Source organism: Nonomuraea sp. NPDC051191, assembly GCF_044455665.1.
Taxonomy (GTDB): Bacteria; Actinomycetota; Actinomycetes; order Streptosporangiales; family Streptosporangiaceae; genus Nonomuraea.
Genome location: NZ_JBITEZ010000009.1, coordinates 70,638 through 85,242, shown reverse-complemented (window position 1 = coordinate 85,242; position 14,605 = coordinate 70,638). Strand labels below are relative to the sequence as shown.

Sequence of the window (14,605 nt, the reverse complement as noted above, 5' to 3'; positions counted from 1 at the left end):
GGCCCGGGCCCCCCCCCGCGCGCCCCGCCCCCCCCCCCCCCCGCCCGCGCCCCCCCCGGCCCCCCCCGGGCGCGCCCCCGCCCCCCCCCCGCGCGGCCCCCCCCCCCCCCCCCCCACGACAGGAGATACTCAGACCTCGGACGTCAAGGTGGTGCGATGAGTGAACCCGAGGTGACGCTGCGGCTCCCGGACGCGATCGAGCTCTTCAGCGATCTGAACGAGTTCGTCGTGTCGCTCGACCGGATCCGCTCCAGGATCGCCTTCGCCGACGCGAGCCCGCAGATCCTGGTGGACTACATGGTCGACCGTGAGCTGTTCCAGCGTCTGGCCAAGTGGCGGGGGCTCCTGGGCGACGCCGTGGAAGCGGTGATCGGGGACGGGAGACTGGAGGAGATCGCCGAAGAAGGGTACGTGTACCCCGGCAATCCTTGATCCCTCGAAGGGGGACGGCACCTACGGCGAGCACACCACGGTCGAGGGCCTGACCGGGTACCGGCCATCACCAGGCGCAGGCGACAGGGCGTCGTCACGTCACTGCGCCAGGGTTCCTCTGACGCCGGAGACGATCAAGTCGAGGCCGGCCTGGAAAGCGCGGTCCCGATGCTCTCTGGGCCAGCCGTCGGCTCCCGTCTTGCGGTTCTGTTCCTCGATCGTGTAGCCGTTGGCGTAGGCCAGGACGGTGTCCACGGCGACGGCGGCGACGTCAGCGGGGATCCCCGCGGCGACCAGGGCCGCGATGAGACGCTCGAAGGTGCTGACGGCCTCGTCGCCCGGGTGCTGGAAACCGGATATGAGACGGGCGCCGTCGCGGTGGGCCAGCATGATGTCGCGCACGCCGGACGCCACGCCGCGCAACAGCTCGTCCCAGGGCGCGTCGGCGAGCGGCGCGACGTCGTCCGCCACGCTGACCAGGTGCGCGACCATGGCGTCCAGCAGGGCCTGCTTGCTGGGGTAGTGCCGGTAGAGGGCGCTCGCCCGCACCCCGAGCCGGCTCGCCAGCAGCCGCATGGTGAGCGCGTCGAGGCCCACCTCGTCGAGCAGCCCGATCGCCGCCTGCAGCACCTCGGTGCGCCGCTGCCCCATCGTGTCCTCCTGAAATCGGGGTTGACAGTCCTGCCCGAGCTACGTGAACAATGTACACGTGAACGTTGTTCACCTGTGAACGGAGGACCAAGATGACACGTGTCCTGGTGATCGGCGCAGGGCTGGGCGGGCTGACGCTCGCGCACGCCCTCATGCGCGCCGGCCTCGACGTGAACGTGTACGAAGCCGACGACGGCACCGGCGAGCGGGCTCAGGGCTACCGGATCGGACTCGCGCCGCCCGCGTTGGCGGCCTTACGCGCCGTCCTGCCGCCCCGGCTGTACCAACTGGCCGAAGCCACCAGCGGCAGCCTGACCGGGCCGGGGCTGCTGTTCGACCACCGGCTCACGCTGCTCGGCAGCGACCTGCCCGGACCGGAGGAGGCCAGGGCCTTCGACCGGCAGGTGCTGCGGCAGGTCCTGCTTGGCGACCTGGACGGCCGGGTCGCCTTCGGCAAACGCCTGAAGGACCACACCGAAGAGACGGACGGAACCGTCACCGCGCACTTCTCCGACGGCACGCGGGCCACGGGCGACGTGCTGGTCGGAGCCGACGGCGGCAACTCCGCGGTGCGGCGCCGGCTGGTGCCCGAGGTCCGGCTCATCGACGCCGACCTGTGCGGGGCGATGGGCCGTACCCCGGCCACCGACCGCTTCCTGGAGCTCGTGCCAGGACGCGGCACGATGGTCAAGGGGCCGGGGATCACGCTGATGCTGGGACGCATGCAGTTCGGCAGGGAGCCCGGCGAGGCCGCCGCCGAACTCGTACCCGACCTGCCCATGCCCCGCCGGGAAAGCTACGTGCGGTGGGTGCTGCTCCTGCCGCCGGACCATCCGGCGACCGCCACACCGGACCGGGGGGACGCTCGCGACCTGGTGCTGGAGCTCATCGAAGACTGGCATCCCGACTTGCGGGACCTGGTACGCGGCGCCGAGCTGAGCGGCGTGGGCCGCTCCAAGGTCCACGACCGTCCGATGCCGTCGTGGCCGGTGGGCCGGGTCACGCTGCTGGGCGACGCGGCCCACCTGACGCTGGCCAGCGGCGGCAACGGCGCCAACACCGCACTGCTGGACGCCGTACGGCTGAGCGCCCGCCTGACCGAGGTCGATCAGGGCCGACGGGACCTGATCCCGGCTCTGACGGAATACCAGCGCGACCTGCTGGAACGCGGGAACGCGGCCGTGGAGGCCGGCAAGCAGGCGGCGCACAGGTTCGTCCCGGCCGGGGGCGAGGCGCGATGAGGAATGAGCCGCGCATCCTGCACGATCAGGTTCTTTCTGCCGACGGAACCACGATCGGCTACCGCCGCCGTGGCCGCGGACCCGGGCTGATCCTCGTCCACGGCGCGATGCAGGCGTCGCAGCACTTCACGAAGCTCGCCGCCGCCCTGTCGACAGACTTCACCGTCTATGTGCCCGACCGGCGCGGACGCGGGCTGAGCGGCCCGCACGGGGCCGACTTCAGCGTCATGCGGGAGGTCGAAGACCTGCAGGCGCTCGTCACGGCGACCGGCGCGTCGCAGATCTTCGGTCTGAGCTCGGGCGCGCTCGTCGTCCTGCGTACGGCCCTGACCACGCCCGCCCTTGACCGGCTCGCCCTGTATGAGCCCCCGCTGTCCATCGACGGCTCGGCGCCGATGGACTGGGTGCCGCGCTACGACCACGAGGTAGCCGCGGGAAAGAGCGCATCAGCGCTGGTCACCGCACTGAAGGGGCTGGACGCCGAACCGTCGCTGTTCAGCAGGATCCCCCGCTTCGCCCTCGTACCGCTCCTGGCGATCGGCGCGCGGTTGCAGGGCGATGGGCCCGCCGACGAGGTGCCGGTCAAAGCGCTCATCCCGACGCAGCACTACGACATGCAGGTGGTCAGGGAGATGGCCGACACGATCACGGACTACGCGACGCTCGATGCGCGGGTCCTGCTCCTCGGCGGCACGAAGAGCGCCGACTACCTGCGCCTGGCACTCCGGAAACTGTCCGAGACGCTGCCCCGCGCCCGACACATCGACCTGCCAGGAATCGGACACTCAGGCCCGGAGGACGACGGATCCCCACTCGTCGTAGCCCAGGCCCTACGAGACTTCTTCAGCGAACAGTGACGAGGTCACGAATACCGCTGCTCGATGGTCGACCTCAACAAGCCACCTCCATTCGTCACGAGCCCATCACCATGCGTACGCATGGGGAAACTCCTGGACGCGAAGATCCGATGTCCCATCGGACAAGGGAGCAAGGAGATGAACAGAATCCAATCCGGCTACGCCGTCGTCGAATCCCTGGAGCCGTGATGTTGGAAGACCCTCTTCACCTGTCAGGACGCCTACGGCTGGGCAGGGAGGAATACTGCCAGCGTCTCCTGACCATGCTCATCGTGGGCGGCCCCTATCCTCCGATTACGCCGTACTGTGGGCCGATCGTCTCTGGATGATCGAGTTGAAGACGGAGACGTCGAGCCACCGACGCGGTCAACTCACCTCGTACTTTGCTCTCGCCGGCCATCACCATCCCGGTCTGAGCGTGGATCTCACCTACTTGACACCGCCCTTCACCTTCACGCCGCCAGCCGGCCAGGACGACATCAGGTTCGCGCACGTCACCTGGGCCCAGATCTTTCCGCTGTTGCGCGAGGTGTGGGGCAACGGCACGGACACGGAACGTCAGGTCCTCACCATGCTGCTTCAGGCACTGGAGAGCATCGGATCGAACTGGTCCGACTGGCGGGCTCAGCGAGTCGGTACGCCAAAGGACGAGCCGCCGGCGATCGAGGACATCGCCATGGCGTTGGCCGAGGCCACCGCCCACGACGGACGGCAGCGGGCCATGAACCACCCGACGGCAGACCTGGACCTGCTCCAACGTCTCCGCATGACCCTACGAGAAGCCATCTGCGTCGAGCCGGAGCAGTCCCCTCTCCGGTACGTGACGCCATGGCTCTGGAACGCCGCAACCAGCGGCGGGATCGCGCTCTCACCCTCCGGCCGAGACGTCGGCTTCGAACTCCGCCTCTCCCGATACCGCAAGCCGGTGTGCTGAGGTCAGGGTGGCGCGATGAGCGAACCCGAGGTCATGCTGCGGTTGCCGGACGCGATCGAGGCTTCCCTTCCTACGCCGACTCCTCGACGACAACGGCCTGTCGCGACTTCGCCGCCACCTCTACGAATTCAACGTGCGTATTCGAGCATGCAAATTGTCGATGCGCCGGTACAGCGCTTGGTGGTCGGGCGGTTGAGTGCTCTTCCACAACCGCACCTTCCTGTCGGCACCTGCAGTGGCGAGCAAATGGCCGTGGGGGTGGAAAGCGACGGCCCGGACCGGACCTGTATGGCCGCCGAGAGGCCGCCCCACTTGCTTCCCGGAATCGACATGCCACAACCGGACCAATCCATCATCGCCGGCGCTGGCCACCAAGTCCGCTCCCGGGTGGAAGGCCACCGACCGGACCGGGCCGATATGGCCGATGAACGGACCGGACATGGCGCGCCCGGACAGGGGATCCCACAACCGCACCGTTTCGTCGTCGCCGCCGCTGGCCAGCAGGTGCCCGTCCGGATGAAAGGCCACCGTCACGACTGCGCCGTTGTGACCCGCCAAAGGCTCACTTGCCGCCTGCCCGGACGTCGCCTTCCACAAGCGCACCATGCCGTCGTCCCCGCCATTCGCCAGCAGGTGTCCGTCGACGTTGAAGGCGAGGGACCAGCCGGCGCCGTCGAGGTTGATCAGAGGCCCCGGCAACGGCCTTCCAGTATTGGTGTCCCACAACCGCACGGTCCCGTCTATGCCACCGCTGGCAAGGATGTGCCCGTTCGGGTGAAAGACCACCGACCAGACACTGCCGGTATGGCCGTACAGCGGTTCCCTCGCTGGTTTCAGGCCGTCAAGATGCCACAGGCGGATCGTCTTGTCGCTTCCACCACTGGCCACCAGATCCCCGTCGGGATGGAAGGCCACAGCCACGACGGCACCTGTATGGCCTGACAAAGGCTCCCGCCACGGCTTCCCCGTCACGGTGTCCCACAGCCGCACGGTTCCGTCGCCGCCGCCGCTTGCGAGGATGTGCCCGTTCGGATGGAAGGCCACCGACCAGACGGCGCCGGAGTGACCTTGTGCCGGCGATCCCTCCTCCGGCCGATACAAATCCTCCTGCTCATGCAGGAGATCGAGGGCCGGCCCTTGAGCGTCTTCGTTCCGGACCGTGGGCTCGGCCCCGGAATCCAGAAGGCTATTGCTCTGGGCACGCATATTGTGGGCGGCGATCCACAGAGCTTTGAACTCGGTGACGTCGCCCTTCAACGCCTCGACCACGAGCTCCAAATTGCCCCATCGAGGCAGGTTGACGCAGCGGATCACACCGTGCGCGGTGGAGTGGCTCATCGCTCCCGTCTGCTTCGCCAGAGTCCGGCTGCTGGGCTCGCCTGCGTGCAGATGCAGGTCCCGCAGGCGCTCACGTAGAACGGCCAGGGGATCCTCCGGCAGAGGGGCTTGCGGAGACATGGTGATGTCAAGATTCCAGAATTCTCGAGAACGTAAACCACATGTGGCACATCTCCCCACAGCGTCACCTGGGCTGGGTTGTCAGTTTCTGTCAGCCGACGTACGGGTTCATCGGATCGCGTAAGACCTTGGCACGGATCGTCAACGGCTATTCGGCACGCCGCATCCTGAAATCGCACCCTCGGCGTCGGCCGAGGTGATGCCGGACTCCAGAAGGGAAGCTCCATGATGATGCTGCCCCACCTCGTCGCACTGGTCGTGGCAAGCGCCGCGTTGCTGACACTCCCCGCCGTCATCTACATGTTCTCGGCCGACTCCGGACGCCGATCCCGTGCGCTGCGCCTGCTGCGCCTGCTGCTGCGCCGTTAGCATCCGCTTGCTCCGGCGAAGGCCGTGTCGCCTCGACCAGTTCTCCCGGGTCCTGGTCACCACCGGCGGGCCCGTCACCTCCCGTGTCGAACAATCTGCGGGCATGGATTCCGCAAGACGCGCTGTCACCACGGAAGTCCTGACCATGCCGACCTACGCTTCCCCCATGGCTTTTGTTATCCCAGAGATCAAGGTCGGCCTGGCCGAGCTCGGTGGCGGGCCTGACGCCTGGTGCTCAAGATGCGGCAAGCGCGCGAGCCTGTACTACGTTGATCCGGCGACCGGTAGACCCACGTACGTCTGCACGGCCGACGCCGGCGCCGAGGTGGAGGCAATGCTCTTGCGCTCCCCCGACTAGGCGGATCACCACCGCGATGCCGGCTCTTCGAGCCTCCGCACCGAAGAGCCGTCGGAACAAGGCGTTCGTCGACGCCATCCCCACATGAACAGGGCGTCACTCTGCGACACGAAAGCCGTCGCGCGCTACCTGACGCCGAAGCAGCTCCGCCTCCTTGAAGATGCTCCTCCACAGCGGCAGCCCAGGCACGCGACGCCATGACCTCGGCCGTCCCGAGCAGGCCCCCGCGTAGGCGAAGGAGGGTTCTGCACCCGCAATCCTTGAGCCCCACAGGTCGGACGCTTACGCTCACGCCATGCCCGTGATCGCCGCATTCGCCGCCCTCCTGGTCATTGTCGTGTTCCTGGCCAGGCGCCGGCTGGCAGTGGTGACGGTACGCGGGGAGAGCATGGTGCCGGCGTTGCGGCCCGGCGACCGGTTGCTGGTGCTGCGCGGCAAGGCGGTCAGACGTGGGCAGATCGTGGTGCTTGAGGCGATCGGGCCGGGGATGCGGTGGCGCGAGGGGCCGCTGCCCGAGGTCACGTCCGCCGAGTGGGTGGTCAAGCGGGTCGCGGCGCTGCCGGGTGAACCGGTGCCGCCGGAGTGCTCCGGGCTGCCCTCGACGGTCCCGCCCGGAAAGCTCGTGGTGCTGGGCGACGGGGAGGTCAGCGCGGATTCGAGATTATGGGGACTTGTACCAGCTGACCGCGTGCTGGGGGTCGTCCTACGCACCCTTGTTAGTACGTCCTAACAGTCTCATACTCCATTATGTCCGGACATTTCCTGACAACGGGGCTGGGATATGCGTCTGGTCTTTTCTGCCGCAGGGCTGGCCACGACGACCTTCACCATCTCCCCCCTGCACCACACCCTGTTCGCCGCCCTGTGCCTGCATCATCCCGGTTTCGCCGTACCCGGATCACCGTGGCGGGACCTGGCGCGCAGGACGCCCGCCAGAGCCATGCCGTTCGTACGACGCGTCCACCACGCGCCGCACAGCGTGTCCGGCTTCCTCTGGGCCGACCTGCCACTGCCGTCCGGAGCAGGCACACTCAACGACGAACTCGACGTCCAACCCGGTCTCCGCGACGTCGCCGACGCGCTGCGCGCCTTCTACGTCAGCTGCGTGGCCCCGGAATGGGACGCGATACACCGCCGCCTGAGCGCGCACGTGAACCGATACTCCGAGCTGATCTGCGTACGAGGCTTCGGCCGTACGCTGCCCAGACTCACCCCCAGGCTGAGCTGGTACGGCTGCGCCCTGCAGATCGACACGTCGGACATGTGCCCGTCACCGGTGGAGCTCGGTGACGGGGGCGTGGCGTTCTCACCGCTGATGTGCGCCAGCCGCTGCTTTCTCGCGCTGTCGCCGCCCCGCGGCGACCGCAGGGCCGTCATCGCCTATCCGGTCAGCGACGAGGGCACCCGGCACCCCGTGTCGGTGGACGCCCTGGCCCAGGTCGTCGGGCAGGCCCGCGCCAGGATCCTGCGCTCGATCGGCGGCGGGTCGGCGACCGGCGAGCTGGCCAGGTCGCTGGCGGTGAGCGCCTCGACGGTGTCCGAGCACGTGACGGCGTTGCGGCTGGCGGGGCTCGTGAACACCTACCGCGAGGGCCGGGCGGTGCGGCACGTGCTCACCTCGCTGGGGCACGAACTCCTCGAATACAGCGCCTGATTTGTCGCATTTCGGTGGCGGTCCGAAAGGATTGCCCCTCCCCTGACCCGATGGTGATGATCAGGCGAATACAGCCCCTCTCACCCAGGAGGTCGGATGACTCGCACACTCAAGGCGTTGGGCGACCGGATGCTCGGCGCCCTGCTGCCCGCCAGCACCGCGGACGCCAGGGGGTGCCCCTACGAGTGCTGGTGCTACCACTGGCTCGACCACACCGCGTGGACCTGCGTGCGGCCGGACTGCACGACCTACGTGTCCTGCTACGAGTGCTGCTGACCCTCCACACCCCGCCCACGACCCCTCCGCGAGGGGCGTGGGCGGACCCCACCTGCGCAGGAGTGCCATGCCGTACATAGAGCTGGGCTGCAGGGCCGTGCTCTGCCTCGTCTTCCTGGCCGCGCTGGCGGGCAAGGCCAGCGGCTGGCGCGCCTTCGTGTCCTCCGTCCCCGGTCTGGCTCCCGGACTGCCCGCCGCGCCGGTCGCGGTGGCCGTACTGGCCGGTGAGAGCGCCGCCGTGGCGCTGCTCGCCACGGGCGAGCGCGCGGGATTCGTGCTGGCCGCCGCGCTGTCGGCGGCCTTCGCCGCCGCGATCCTGCTGGCCCTGCGCCGCGGCTCCGCCGCCACCTGCCGGTGCTTCGGCGTCACCGCCGCCCCGCTGAGCCGGGCCCAGGTCGTGCGCAACCTGCTCCTGATCGCGGTCGCGGTCACCGGCTGGGCGATGCCGGGCGGGCGTGTCGAACTCGCCGGGGTCGCGCTGGCGCTGGTCGCCGCCGCGGTGCTCGCCGCCGTTCTGGTGCTCTTCGACGACCTCGCCGACCTTCTCCTGGAGAGGAACCTCTGATGCCGTACGTCATCGCAGCCCTGGTCATCGTGGGCGTCGTGAGCGCGCTCAACCTGGTGCTGACGCTCGCGGTGATCCGCAGGCTGCGCCACGCCGAGCAGCACGCCGCGCCCTCGGGGCCGCCGCTGCTGCCGGTGGGCTCGACCGTCCCCGACGTGCGCGGGATCGGACGGCCCGCGGTGATCGGCTTCTTCGACACCGAGTGTCAGGCCTGCCCCGGGCAACTGCCGCCGTTCCTCCAGCTCGTCGCCAACGCGGGCTACTCCCCCTCGCAAGTGCTCGCCGTCGTGTCCGGACCCGACGGGGAGAGCTACGCGGACGCGCTGCGCGGCAGCGCCACCGTGATCACCGAGCCCGCCAACGGCCCGGTCTGCCTGGCCTTCCCCAACTCCGCCTTCCCCGCCTTCTACCTGCTCGACGACTCCGGCCGGGTCAGGTCGCGCGCGGTCACCGTGGCCGGGCTCGGCGCCCCCGTCACCGCATGACCCACGACGTCTCGCCCGGCGTGCTGCGGCTGGCCGGGAGGGCCGTGACGGTGTGGGGGCTGGCCTGGCGGGCCGCTCCGCTCGCCGCCGTCTGCTCGGCGCTCGCCGTGATCGTCGGCGGCACGACGCCGGTGGCCGCCGCCTGGTGCACCAAGCTCATCCTGGACGGTCTGGCGGGCAACCGGGCCGTCCTGGTGCCCACGATCATGCTCGGTGTGGTGGGCCTGGTCGCCGCGCTGCTGCCGCACCTGACCGAATACACCGACGGACGGCTGCGCCGCGGCATGGACCTGCTGACCCGCGAGCGCCTGTTCACCTCGGTCAACGCCTTCGTCGGACTCGGCCCGTTCGAGAACCCCCGCTTCCGCGACCGCCTCAGGCTGGCCGAGCAGGCGGGGACGGGCGCCGCCAACCAGATCCTGGCTCCCAGCCTGGCGCTGGTGCGCGGGCTGGTCACGCTGGCCGGGTTCGTCGCCGCGCTCATGGCGCTGAGCCCGGTCATGACCGGGATCGTCCTGCTGTCCGCGCTGCCGTCGCTGGGGGTGCAGCTGTCGCTGAGCAGGCGCAAGGTACGTCTCGGCTGGACGCTCAGCCCGGCGATGCGCCGCCAGATCTTCTACGCCGACCTGCTCACCGAGGTCGAGCCGGCCAAGGAGGTGCGGCTGTTCGGGCTCGGCACGTTCCTGCGCGACCGTCTCCTCGGCGAGATCCGCGCGGTCAACCACCAGGAGCAGGCCCTGGAACGGCGAGCGCTGGCGGGACACGGGCTGCTGGCCCTGCTCGGCGCGGCGATCGGCGGCGCCGGACTGATCTGGGCGATCGCCGGCGGCCGGCTCGGCGTGGGCGACGTGGCCGTCTTCGCCGCCGCCGTCGCCGGGGTGCAGGGCGCGTTGTCCGGCGGGGTCACCCAGCTCGCCCGGCTGCACCAGGCGCTGCTGGTCTTCGGTCACTACCGCGCCGTCGTCTCCGCCGCCCCCGACCTTCCCGTACGCCTCCCGCCGCGCCCTCTGCCCGCGCTCCGCTCCGGGATCGAAGTACGGGACGTCTGGTTCCGCTACGGCGAGGAGCAACCATGGGTGCTGCGCGGAGTGGATCTCACCATCCCGCACGGCGCCAGCGTCGCGCTCGTGGGACTCAACGGCGCCGGAAAGTCGACGCTGGTCAAACTGCTGTGCCGGTTCTACGACCCGACCCGCGGGGCAGTGCGCTGGGACGGGACGGACCTGCGTGACGCCGACCCCGCCGAACTGCGCTCCCGGCTGACCGCGGTCTTCCAGGACTACGTCGCCTACGACTTCACGGCGGCGGAGAACATCTCACTCGGCTCACTGGGCGCCTCCCCCGACCAGGTCAGGGCGGCGGCACGCCTGGCGGGGGTGGACAAGGCGCTGGACAGCCTGCCGCACGGGTACGACACGTTGCTGAGCAACCGCTTCCTCGACGCCGCCGAGGCCAGCGGCGTCGTCCTGTCCGGCGGCCAATGGCAGCGCCTCGCCGTGGCCAGAGCGTTGATCAGGGGCGAACGCGACCTGCTCATCCTGGACGAGCCGAGCGCCGGACTCGACGCGGAGGCCGAACACGCCATCCACCAGCGGTTGCGCGAGCACCGGGCCGGCCGCACCAACCTGCTGATCTCCCACCGGCTGAGCGCCGTCAAGGACGCCGACCTCATCGTGGTGCTGACGGACGGCAGAATCGCCGAGCAGGGCACCCACACCACCCTGATGGCCGCAGACGGCGAATACGCCCGCCTCTTCACCCTCCAGGCCAGCGGCTACACCGTCGACATCCACTGAAGACGGTCGCCACCACCTCGCAAGAACTGGTAGCCGGATGGCGCTTGGCAACAAAGCCGAGAATAGGCTCGTGGAGTACCTGCTGCCTGACGAGGGACTTCAGTGTCGGCAGCCTAGTGGGACGAGGTCGCTGGGCGCTGCATTCGTCCAGGGAATGGGATGGCATCGTGATCGTGACAAGAGAGGGGGAACGACTCATCGAGCTCTCCGTCCTCAGCGTTCCTGGAACTGAGAACTGGGTCGCCGAGATCTGGGATCTAGCGCCGGACGGTGGAGAGCTCATGCACGTCCACAAGTCGACAACCGGAGAGATCCACGTGGCCGTGCTCGAGGAAGGGCTGGACCCTGCATTCATTGCGCGGTGGTCACGACGCGCGGCGGAAGAACTGCGCGACTACTGCCCCACACGCACCGGCGAGCTGCGACCGCCACCGGGAATCATCCGGCATTCAGGTATCTCCTGACGGACCTACAAAGGGCCGACCGCCAGGCGCGCGTCCTGCTCCGAGAACGAGACGGGGAGTTCCAGCCGTCGCGGGCGGGATCGTCACCGGCGCCGCAGTCAGGTGTCGAAAGACGCGCAGATCACAGGCAACGCTGCGGCAGCAGGTCGGACGGCCCAGCCGAACTTGGCAGACCCGGGCGTCCCAGGAACTTGCCAGGAGCCTGAGGATCTGATCATTCGCCTGGCGCGGAGGAACCCGGTGTTGGGCCATCAACGGGTGTACGGCGAGGTGATGCGGCTTGGCACCCGTCAGCGACGGCCACCGTGCGCCGTACTCTGCGCCCCTCCTCCGCGATCAAAGTGTCCAGGTTTGCCCCCACAGGTAGTAGTGACGGGCGTGCCCGGGCATCCTTTGGCCTTCCCGGCGCCCTGGCAAGCGGACGGGAATCCCATGGATCCGGACAGCGCGCTCCCCGGTTCGATCCGGACAAGGACACGAACTGCTTCGATCTGGTGAGAAAGCGAAAGCCCGGTGTCCCGAACGGAGGGAACTGCGGGGGGTCGGAGCCGGCGATGAGGGCGTCGGGGTGTGAATGGGCGGTCGTAGGGGTGACCGCCCGGCGCGTGCGATAAAGCCCGGCCGGAGTCGGGGAAGCCACGCTCAGGTGGCCTGGAAACGCCCGGCGGTGGTCCTGGTGCGGCGGTTCCGCATGTCTGCAATCTTACGGGGCGACTTTGTCCGGGCTCCTTTGTCTGCATGGAAACAGAAAGGGCCGTGGCATGAAAGTCACAGAACAACGTTGGCATGTCCTGATGGCGTACCGGCCGCGACTGCTGGCCTTGGCGAAACGTATGGGGGCCGGGGCGGACGCGGAGGACGTCGTCCAGGACGCGTTGCTGCGTACCGCCACTTTCGCAGGACTGGAGGAGGAGCGGGCGTGGCCGTTCCTCGCCACCGTCACGACGCGACTCGTGGTCGACCACCACCGCCGGACGGCCCGTGAACAGGCATTATGCCGCCACGCGGCGCTGATGCCGCGCCCCCACGGCTTCGAGGACGCCGTGGCCGACGGGGACGAGGCCAGGCGCGCGGCCCCTCTGATCGCGCTGCTCGACCCCGAGATCCGCCATGTGGTCCACCTGCGGATGGAGGGCGCCACCTGGGGGCAGATCGGCGTCGCGCGCGGCGAATCGGCCGCCGCCGTCGAGATGCGGTATCGCCGTGCGACAGCCCCCGTGCGGCGGGCCGTGAACCGCCCGGCCGGAAAACGGCGATGAATTCCGTCGAGCTTCCCGCCCAGGAACGTATTACCGATGAAAGGCTCGTTCAGGCCGATGTGCGATTCTCGGGAATCGCGGAAAAGGACAGCAATGAGAAGCCTGCGAAGGCGTATTCCGCTCGTACGGCATGCGTTTGTCGTGCTGCTGGCGGCGGCGCTCGCCTGCTTGATGCTCGCGCCCGCGGCGGGAGCGGAGAGCAGGACGTCCCAGAAGGTCTCGTCGTCTCTGACGGATCCCGACACCGAACTGGCCACCACGGAGAACGGCGAGGAACCGCTGGACTCCATCTCCAGCGAGGATTATCTCGCGAAGCTCGCCCAGAACGATGTCGTCGTCTCGGCGGAGGAACGGACCCAGATCATGGCAAGTTCCTGCTGGATCTACACCGGCTACCGAGGCGGCAAGAACCGCGTCGGCCAATGGCTCTGGAAGTATTTCCAGAGAATGGACTACTGCCGCGACGGCTCCCGGATCACCAGCGCCCACTTCTACACCAGGTGGGCCGAGGTCTACATGGTGGGCTGGTCGTTCAAGGCTCACGAGTCGCTCGTGAGCAACGGCGGCCGGGGGGCGGCCCAATGGCGCAAGCGGACCCAGGGCGTCTTCTGCCTTGTGCCGTACTTCTCCTGCATCCAGGAATCGCACCCCTGGGTGGACATGACCGTCTACGGTAACGGCGCGAGGTCCTTCAGCGCCGGAGGCTGACATACGAGAGCGCCGGTCCGGGAAGAACCCCGGGCCGGTGCTCTGTGCCGTCGGCGGCGAACGGGAGCGTCATGATCTCCCACGGTAACGCGACGGTGAGATCCCGGCCCACGCCACGAACGCCTGCCGTAAGGACTCGGCGGAGGCGAACCCGCACCGCCGGGCGATGGCCGCGACCGACTCGCGAGTGCCGGTGAGCAGCTGGGCGGCCGCTTCGAGCCGCGTCTCGCGGACCAGCCGCGAGGGGGTCCGGCCGACGCACTCGACGAACAGCCTGCTCAGATGCCGCTCGCTCACCCCGGCGAGCGCGGCCAGACGGGCGACGCCGAGATCCTCGTCCAGATGGCTGACCACATGGTCGACGACCCGCCGGACCAGGACCTGGTCGGCGTGCGCGATCCGGTTGAACATGCTCACCTGCGCCTGGTCCCCCGGCCTTTTCAGGTACGTGACCATGCCCATGGCGACGCGGCGGGCCAGCTCGGACCCGTGGTCCTCCTCGATGAACGACAGCGTGAGATCCAGAGAGGCGGTGACCCCGCCTGACGTCGCGACCGTGCCGTCCCGTACGAAGATCGGCGCGGGGTCGACCCGTACGTGCGGGTATCGGGTGGCCAGCCGTCCGGCCTCGTACCAGTGCGTGGTGGCCCGGCGGTTGTCGAGCAAACCGGCTGCGGCCAGCACCGTCGCCCCGGTGCACACGGACGCGACCCGCCGCGACAGCCCGGCCAGCCGCACGACCTGACTGACGAACCGAGGGTTGGCGGCGGCGGTCTCGTGCCCTTGACCACCCGAGACGATCAGCGTGTCGATCGGGCCGCCCATCGTGTCGATCCGCCCCTGCCCGGGCAGCTCCAGCCCGGAGTCGCACCGTACGGGCCGGCCCATCGGAGTCGCGAACACGACCCGGTACGCCGGGTCGGCGCCCTGCCGGTTGGCGTAGTCGAAACCGGTCGTCACGCACGCGACGTCAACGAGCTCGATGCCGTCGAAACCGATGACGACCACCAGCCGTCCAGTCATGACTACACGGTACGAGCGAGCGACGGAACACGCACTGCCGACTTTCTCACCGTGGGCTCCGGCAGCATGGCGGCT

18 protein-coding genes are annotated in these 14,605 nt (G+C 69.1%); 15 read left to right on the top strand and 3 right to left on the bottom strand.

Annotated features, from left to right (window positions below):
- Positions 1 to 156: 156 nt before the first annotated feature.
- Positions 157 to 432: a hypothetical protein gene (locus ACIA8R_RS25960; protein WP_397040840.1), complete on the top strand. Its 276-nt coding sequence runs from the start codon at positions 157 to 159 to the stop codon at positions 430 to 432.
- A gap of 99 nt (positions 433 to 531) precedes the next feature.
- Here the strand turns inward: ACIA8R_RS25960 and ACIA8R_RS25955 are convergent, their stop codons facing one another.
- Positions 532 to 1,083, bottom strand: coding sequence for a TetR/AcrR family transcriptional regulator C-terminal domain-containing protein (locus tag ACIA8R_RS25955; RefSeq protein ID WP_357700394.1), 552 nt, complete (start codon positions 1,081 to 1,083; stop codon positions 532 to 534).
- A gap of 92 nt (positions 1,084 to 1,175) precedes the next feature.
- On the opposite strand from ACIA8R_RS25955, the gene ACIA8R_RS25950 reads away from it, so the two are divergent.
- From ACIA8R_RS25950 to ACIA8R_RS25940, 3 genes are all read left to right on the top strand, one after another.
- Entirely contained in the window at positions 1,176 to 2,324 is a 1,149-nt protein-coding gene (locus ACIA8R_RS25950; RefSeq protein ID WP_397040838.1) for an FAD-dependent oxidoreductase, read from the top strand.
- Complete coding sequence (locus ACIA8R_RS25945; protein ID WP_364098816.1) at positions 2,321 to 3,181, top strand: alpha/beta hydrolase; 861 nt, start codon at positions 2,321 to 2,323, stop codon at positions 3,179 to 3,181. The genes ACIA8R_RS25950 and ACIA8R_RS25945 overlap by 4 nt, the downstream gene beginning before the upstream one ends.
- Positions 3,182 to 3,506: 325 nt before the next feature.
- Positions 3,507 to 4,115, top strand: a complete 609-nt coding sequence (locus ACIA8R_RS25940; RefSeq protein WP_397040836.1) for a hypothetical protein — start codon at positions 3,507 to 3,509, stop codon at positions 4,113 to 4,115.
- A gap of 120 nt (positions 4,116 to 4,235) precedes the next feature.
- Here the strand turns inward: ACIA8R_RS25940 and ACIA8R_RS25935 are convergent, their stop codons facing one another.
- Positions 4,236 to 5,453, bottom strand: a complete 1,218-nt coding sequence (locus ACIA8R_RS25935; protein WP_397040834.1) for a WD40 repeat domain-containing protein — start codon at positions 5,451 to 5,453, stop codon at positions 4,236 to 4,238.
- A gap of 345 nt (positions 5,454 to 5,798) precedes the next feature.
- Between ACIA8R_RS25935 and ACIA8R_RS25930 the strand changes: the two genes are divergently transcribed.
- The 11 genes from ACIA8R_RS25930 (at position 5,799) to ACIA8R_RS25880 (ending at position 13,507) form a co-directional block, all read left to right on the top strand.
- Entirely contained in the window at positions 5,799 to 5,942 is a 144-nt protein-coding gene (locus tag ACIA8R_RS25930; RefSeq protein WP_357700380.1) for a hypothetical protein, read from the top strand.
- 166 nt (positions 5,943 to 6,108) lie between these two features.
- A complete protein-coding gene (locus tag ACIA8R_RS25925; protein ID WP_357700378.1) occupies positions 6,109 to 6,300 on the top strand; it encodes a hypothetical protein in 192 nt (63 codons plus the stop codon).
- Positions 6,301 to 6,595: 295 nt separating this feature from the next.
- Positions 6,596 to 7,030 carry a S26 family signal peptidase gene (locus tag ACIA8R_RS25920; RefSeq protein ID WP_364098827.1) on the top strand — a complete coding sequence of 145 codons (435 nt, stop codon included), beginning with the start codon at positions 6,596 to 6,598 and terminating at the stop codon, positions 7,028 to 7,030.
- Positions 7,031 to 7,081: 51 nt separating this feature from the next.
- Positions 7,082 to 7,954, top strand: a complete 873-nt coding sequence (locus ACIA8R_RS25915) for an ArsR/SmtB family transcription factor (protein WP_397040831.1) — start codon at positions 7,082 to 7,084, stop codon at positions 7,952 to 7,954.
- A 96-nt stretch (positions 7,955 to 8,050) separates the two neighbouring features.
- On the top strand, positions 8,051 to 8,230 hold the full coding sequence (locus tag ACIA8R_RS25910) for a hypothetical protein (RefSeq protein ID WP_125645566.1): 180 nt from the start codon (positions 8,051 to 8,053) through the stop codon (positions 8,228 to 8,230).
- A gap of 67 nt (positions 8,231 to 8,297) precedes the next feature.
- The gene (locus ACIA8R_RS25905) at positions 8,298 to 8,795 is read left to right on the top strand and encodes a MauE/DoxX family redox-associated membrane protein (RefSeq protein WP_364098834.1); all 498 of its coding nucleotides are present in this window, start codon (positions 8,298 to 8,300) and stop codon (positions 8,793 to 8,795) included.
- Positions 8,795 to 9,280, top strand: a complete 486-nt coding sequence (locus ACIA8R_RS25900; protein WP_364098837.1) for a hypothetical protein — start codon at positions 8,795 to 8,797, stop codon at positions 9,278 to 9,280. Before ACIA8R_RS25905 ends, ACIA8R_RS25900 begins: the two co-directional genes overlap by 1 nt.
- Positions 9,277 to 11,076 (top strand): ABC transporter ATP-binding protein, encoded by a 1,800-nt coding sequence (locus tag ACIA8R_RS25895; RefSeq protein ID WP_397040828.1) that lies wholly within the window; start codon positions 9,277 to 9,279, stop codon positions 11,074 to 11,076. Before ACIA8R_RS25900 ends, ACIA8R_RS25895 begins: the two co-directional genes overlap by 4 nt.
- A 167-nt stretch (positions 11,077 to 11,243) precedes the next feature.
- Positions 11,244 to 11,540, top strand: coding sequence for a hypothetical protein (locus tag ACIA8R_RS25890; protein WP_364098843.1), 297 nt, complete (start codon positions 11,244 to 11,246; stop codon positions 11,538 to 11,540).
- Positions 11,541 to 12,334: 794 nt separating this feature from the next.
- On the top strand, positions 12,335 to 12,799 hold the full coding sequence (locus ACIA8R_RS25885; protein WP_364098846.1) for a sigma factor: 465 nt from the start codon (positions 12,335 to 12,337) through the stop codon (positions 12,797 to 12,799).
- Positions 12,800 to 12,940: 141 nt separating this feature from the next.
- Positions 12,941 to 13,507 (top strand): hypothetical protein, encoded by a 567-nt coding sequence (locus ACIA8R_RS25880; protein WP_357700357.1) that lies wholly within the window; start codon positions 12,941 to 12,943, stop codon positions 13,505 to 13,507.
- 69 nt (positions 13,508 to 13,576) lie between these two features.
- On the opposite strand, the gene ACIA8R_RS25875 is transcribed toward ACIA8R_RS25880, so the two are convergent.
- Positions 13,577 to 14,530: a GlxA family transcriptional regulator gene (locus tag ACIA8R_RS25875; RefSeq protein WP_397040826.1), complete on the bottom strand. Its 954-nt coding sequence runs from the start codon at positions 14,528 to 14,530 to the stop codon at positions 13,577 to 13,579.
- Positions 14,531 to 14,605 lie beyond the last annotated feature (75 nt).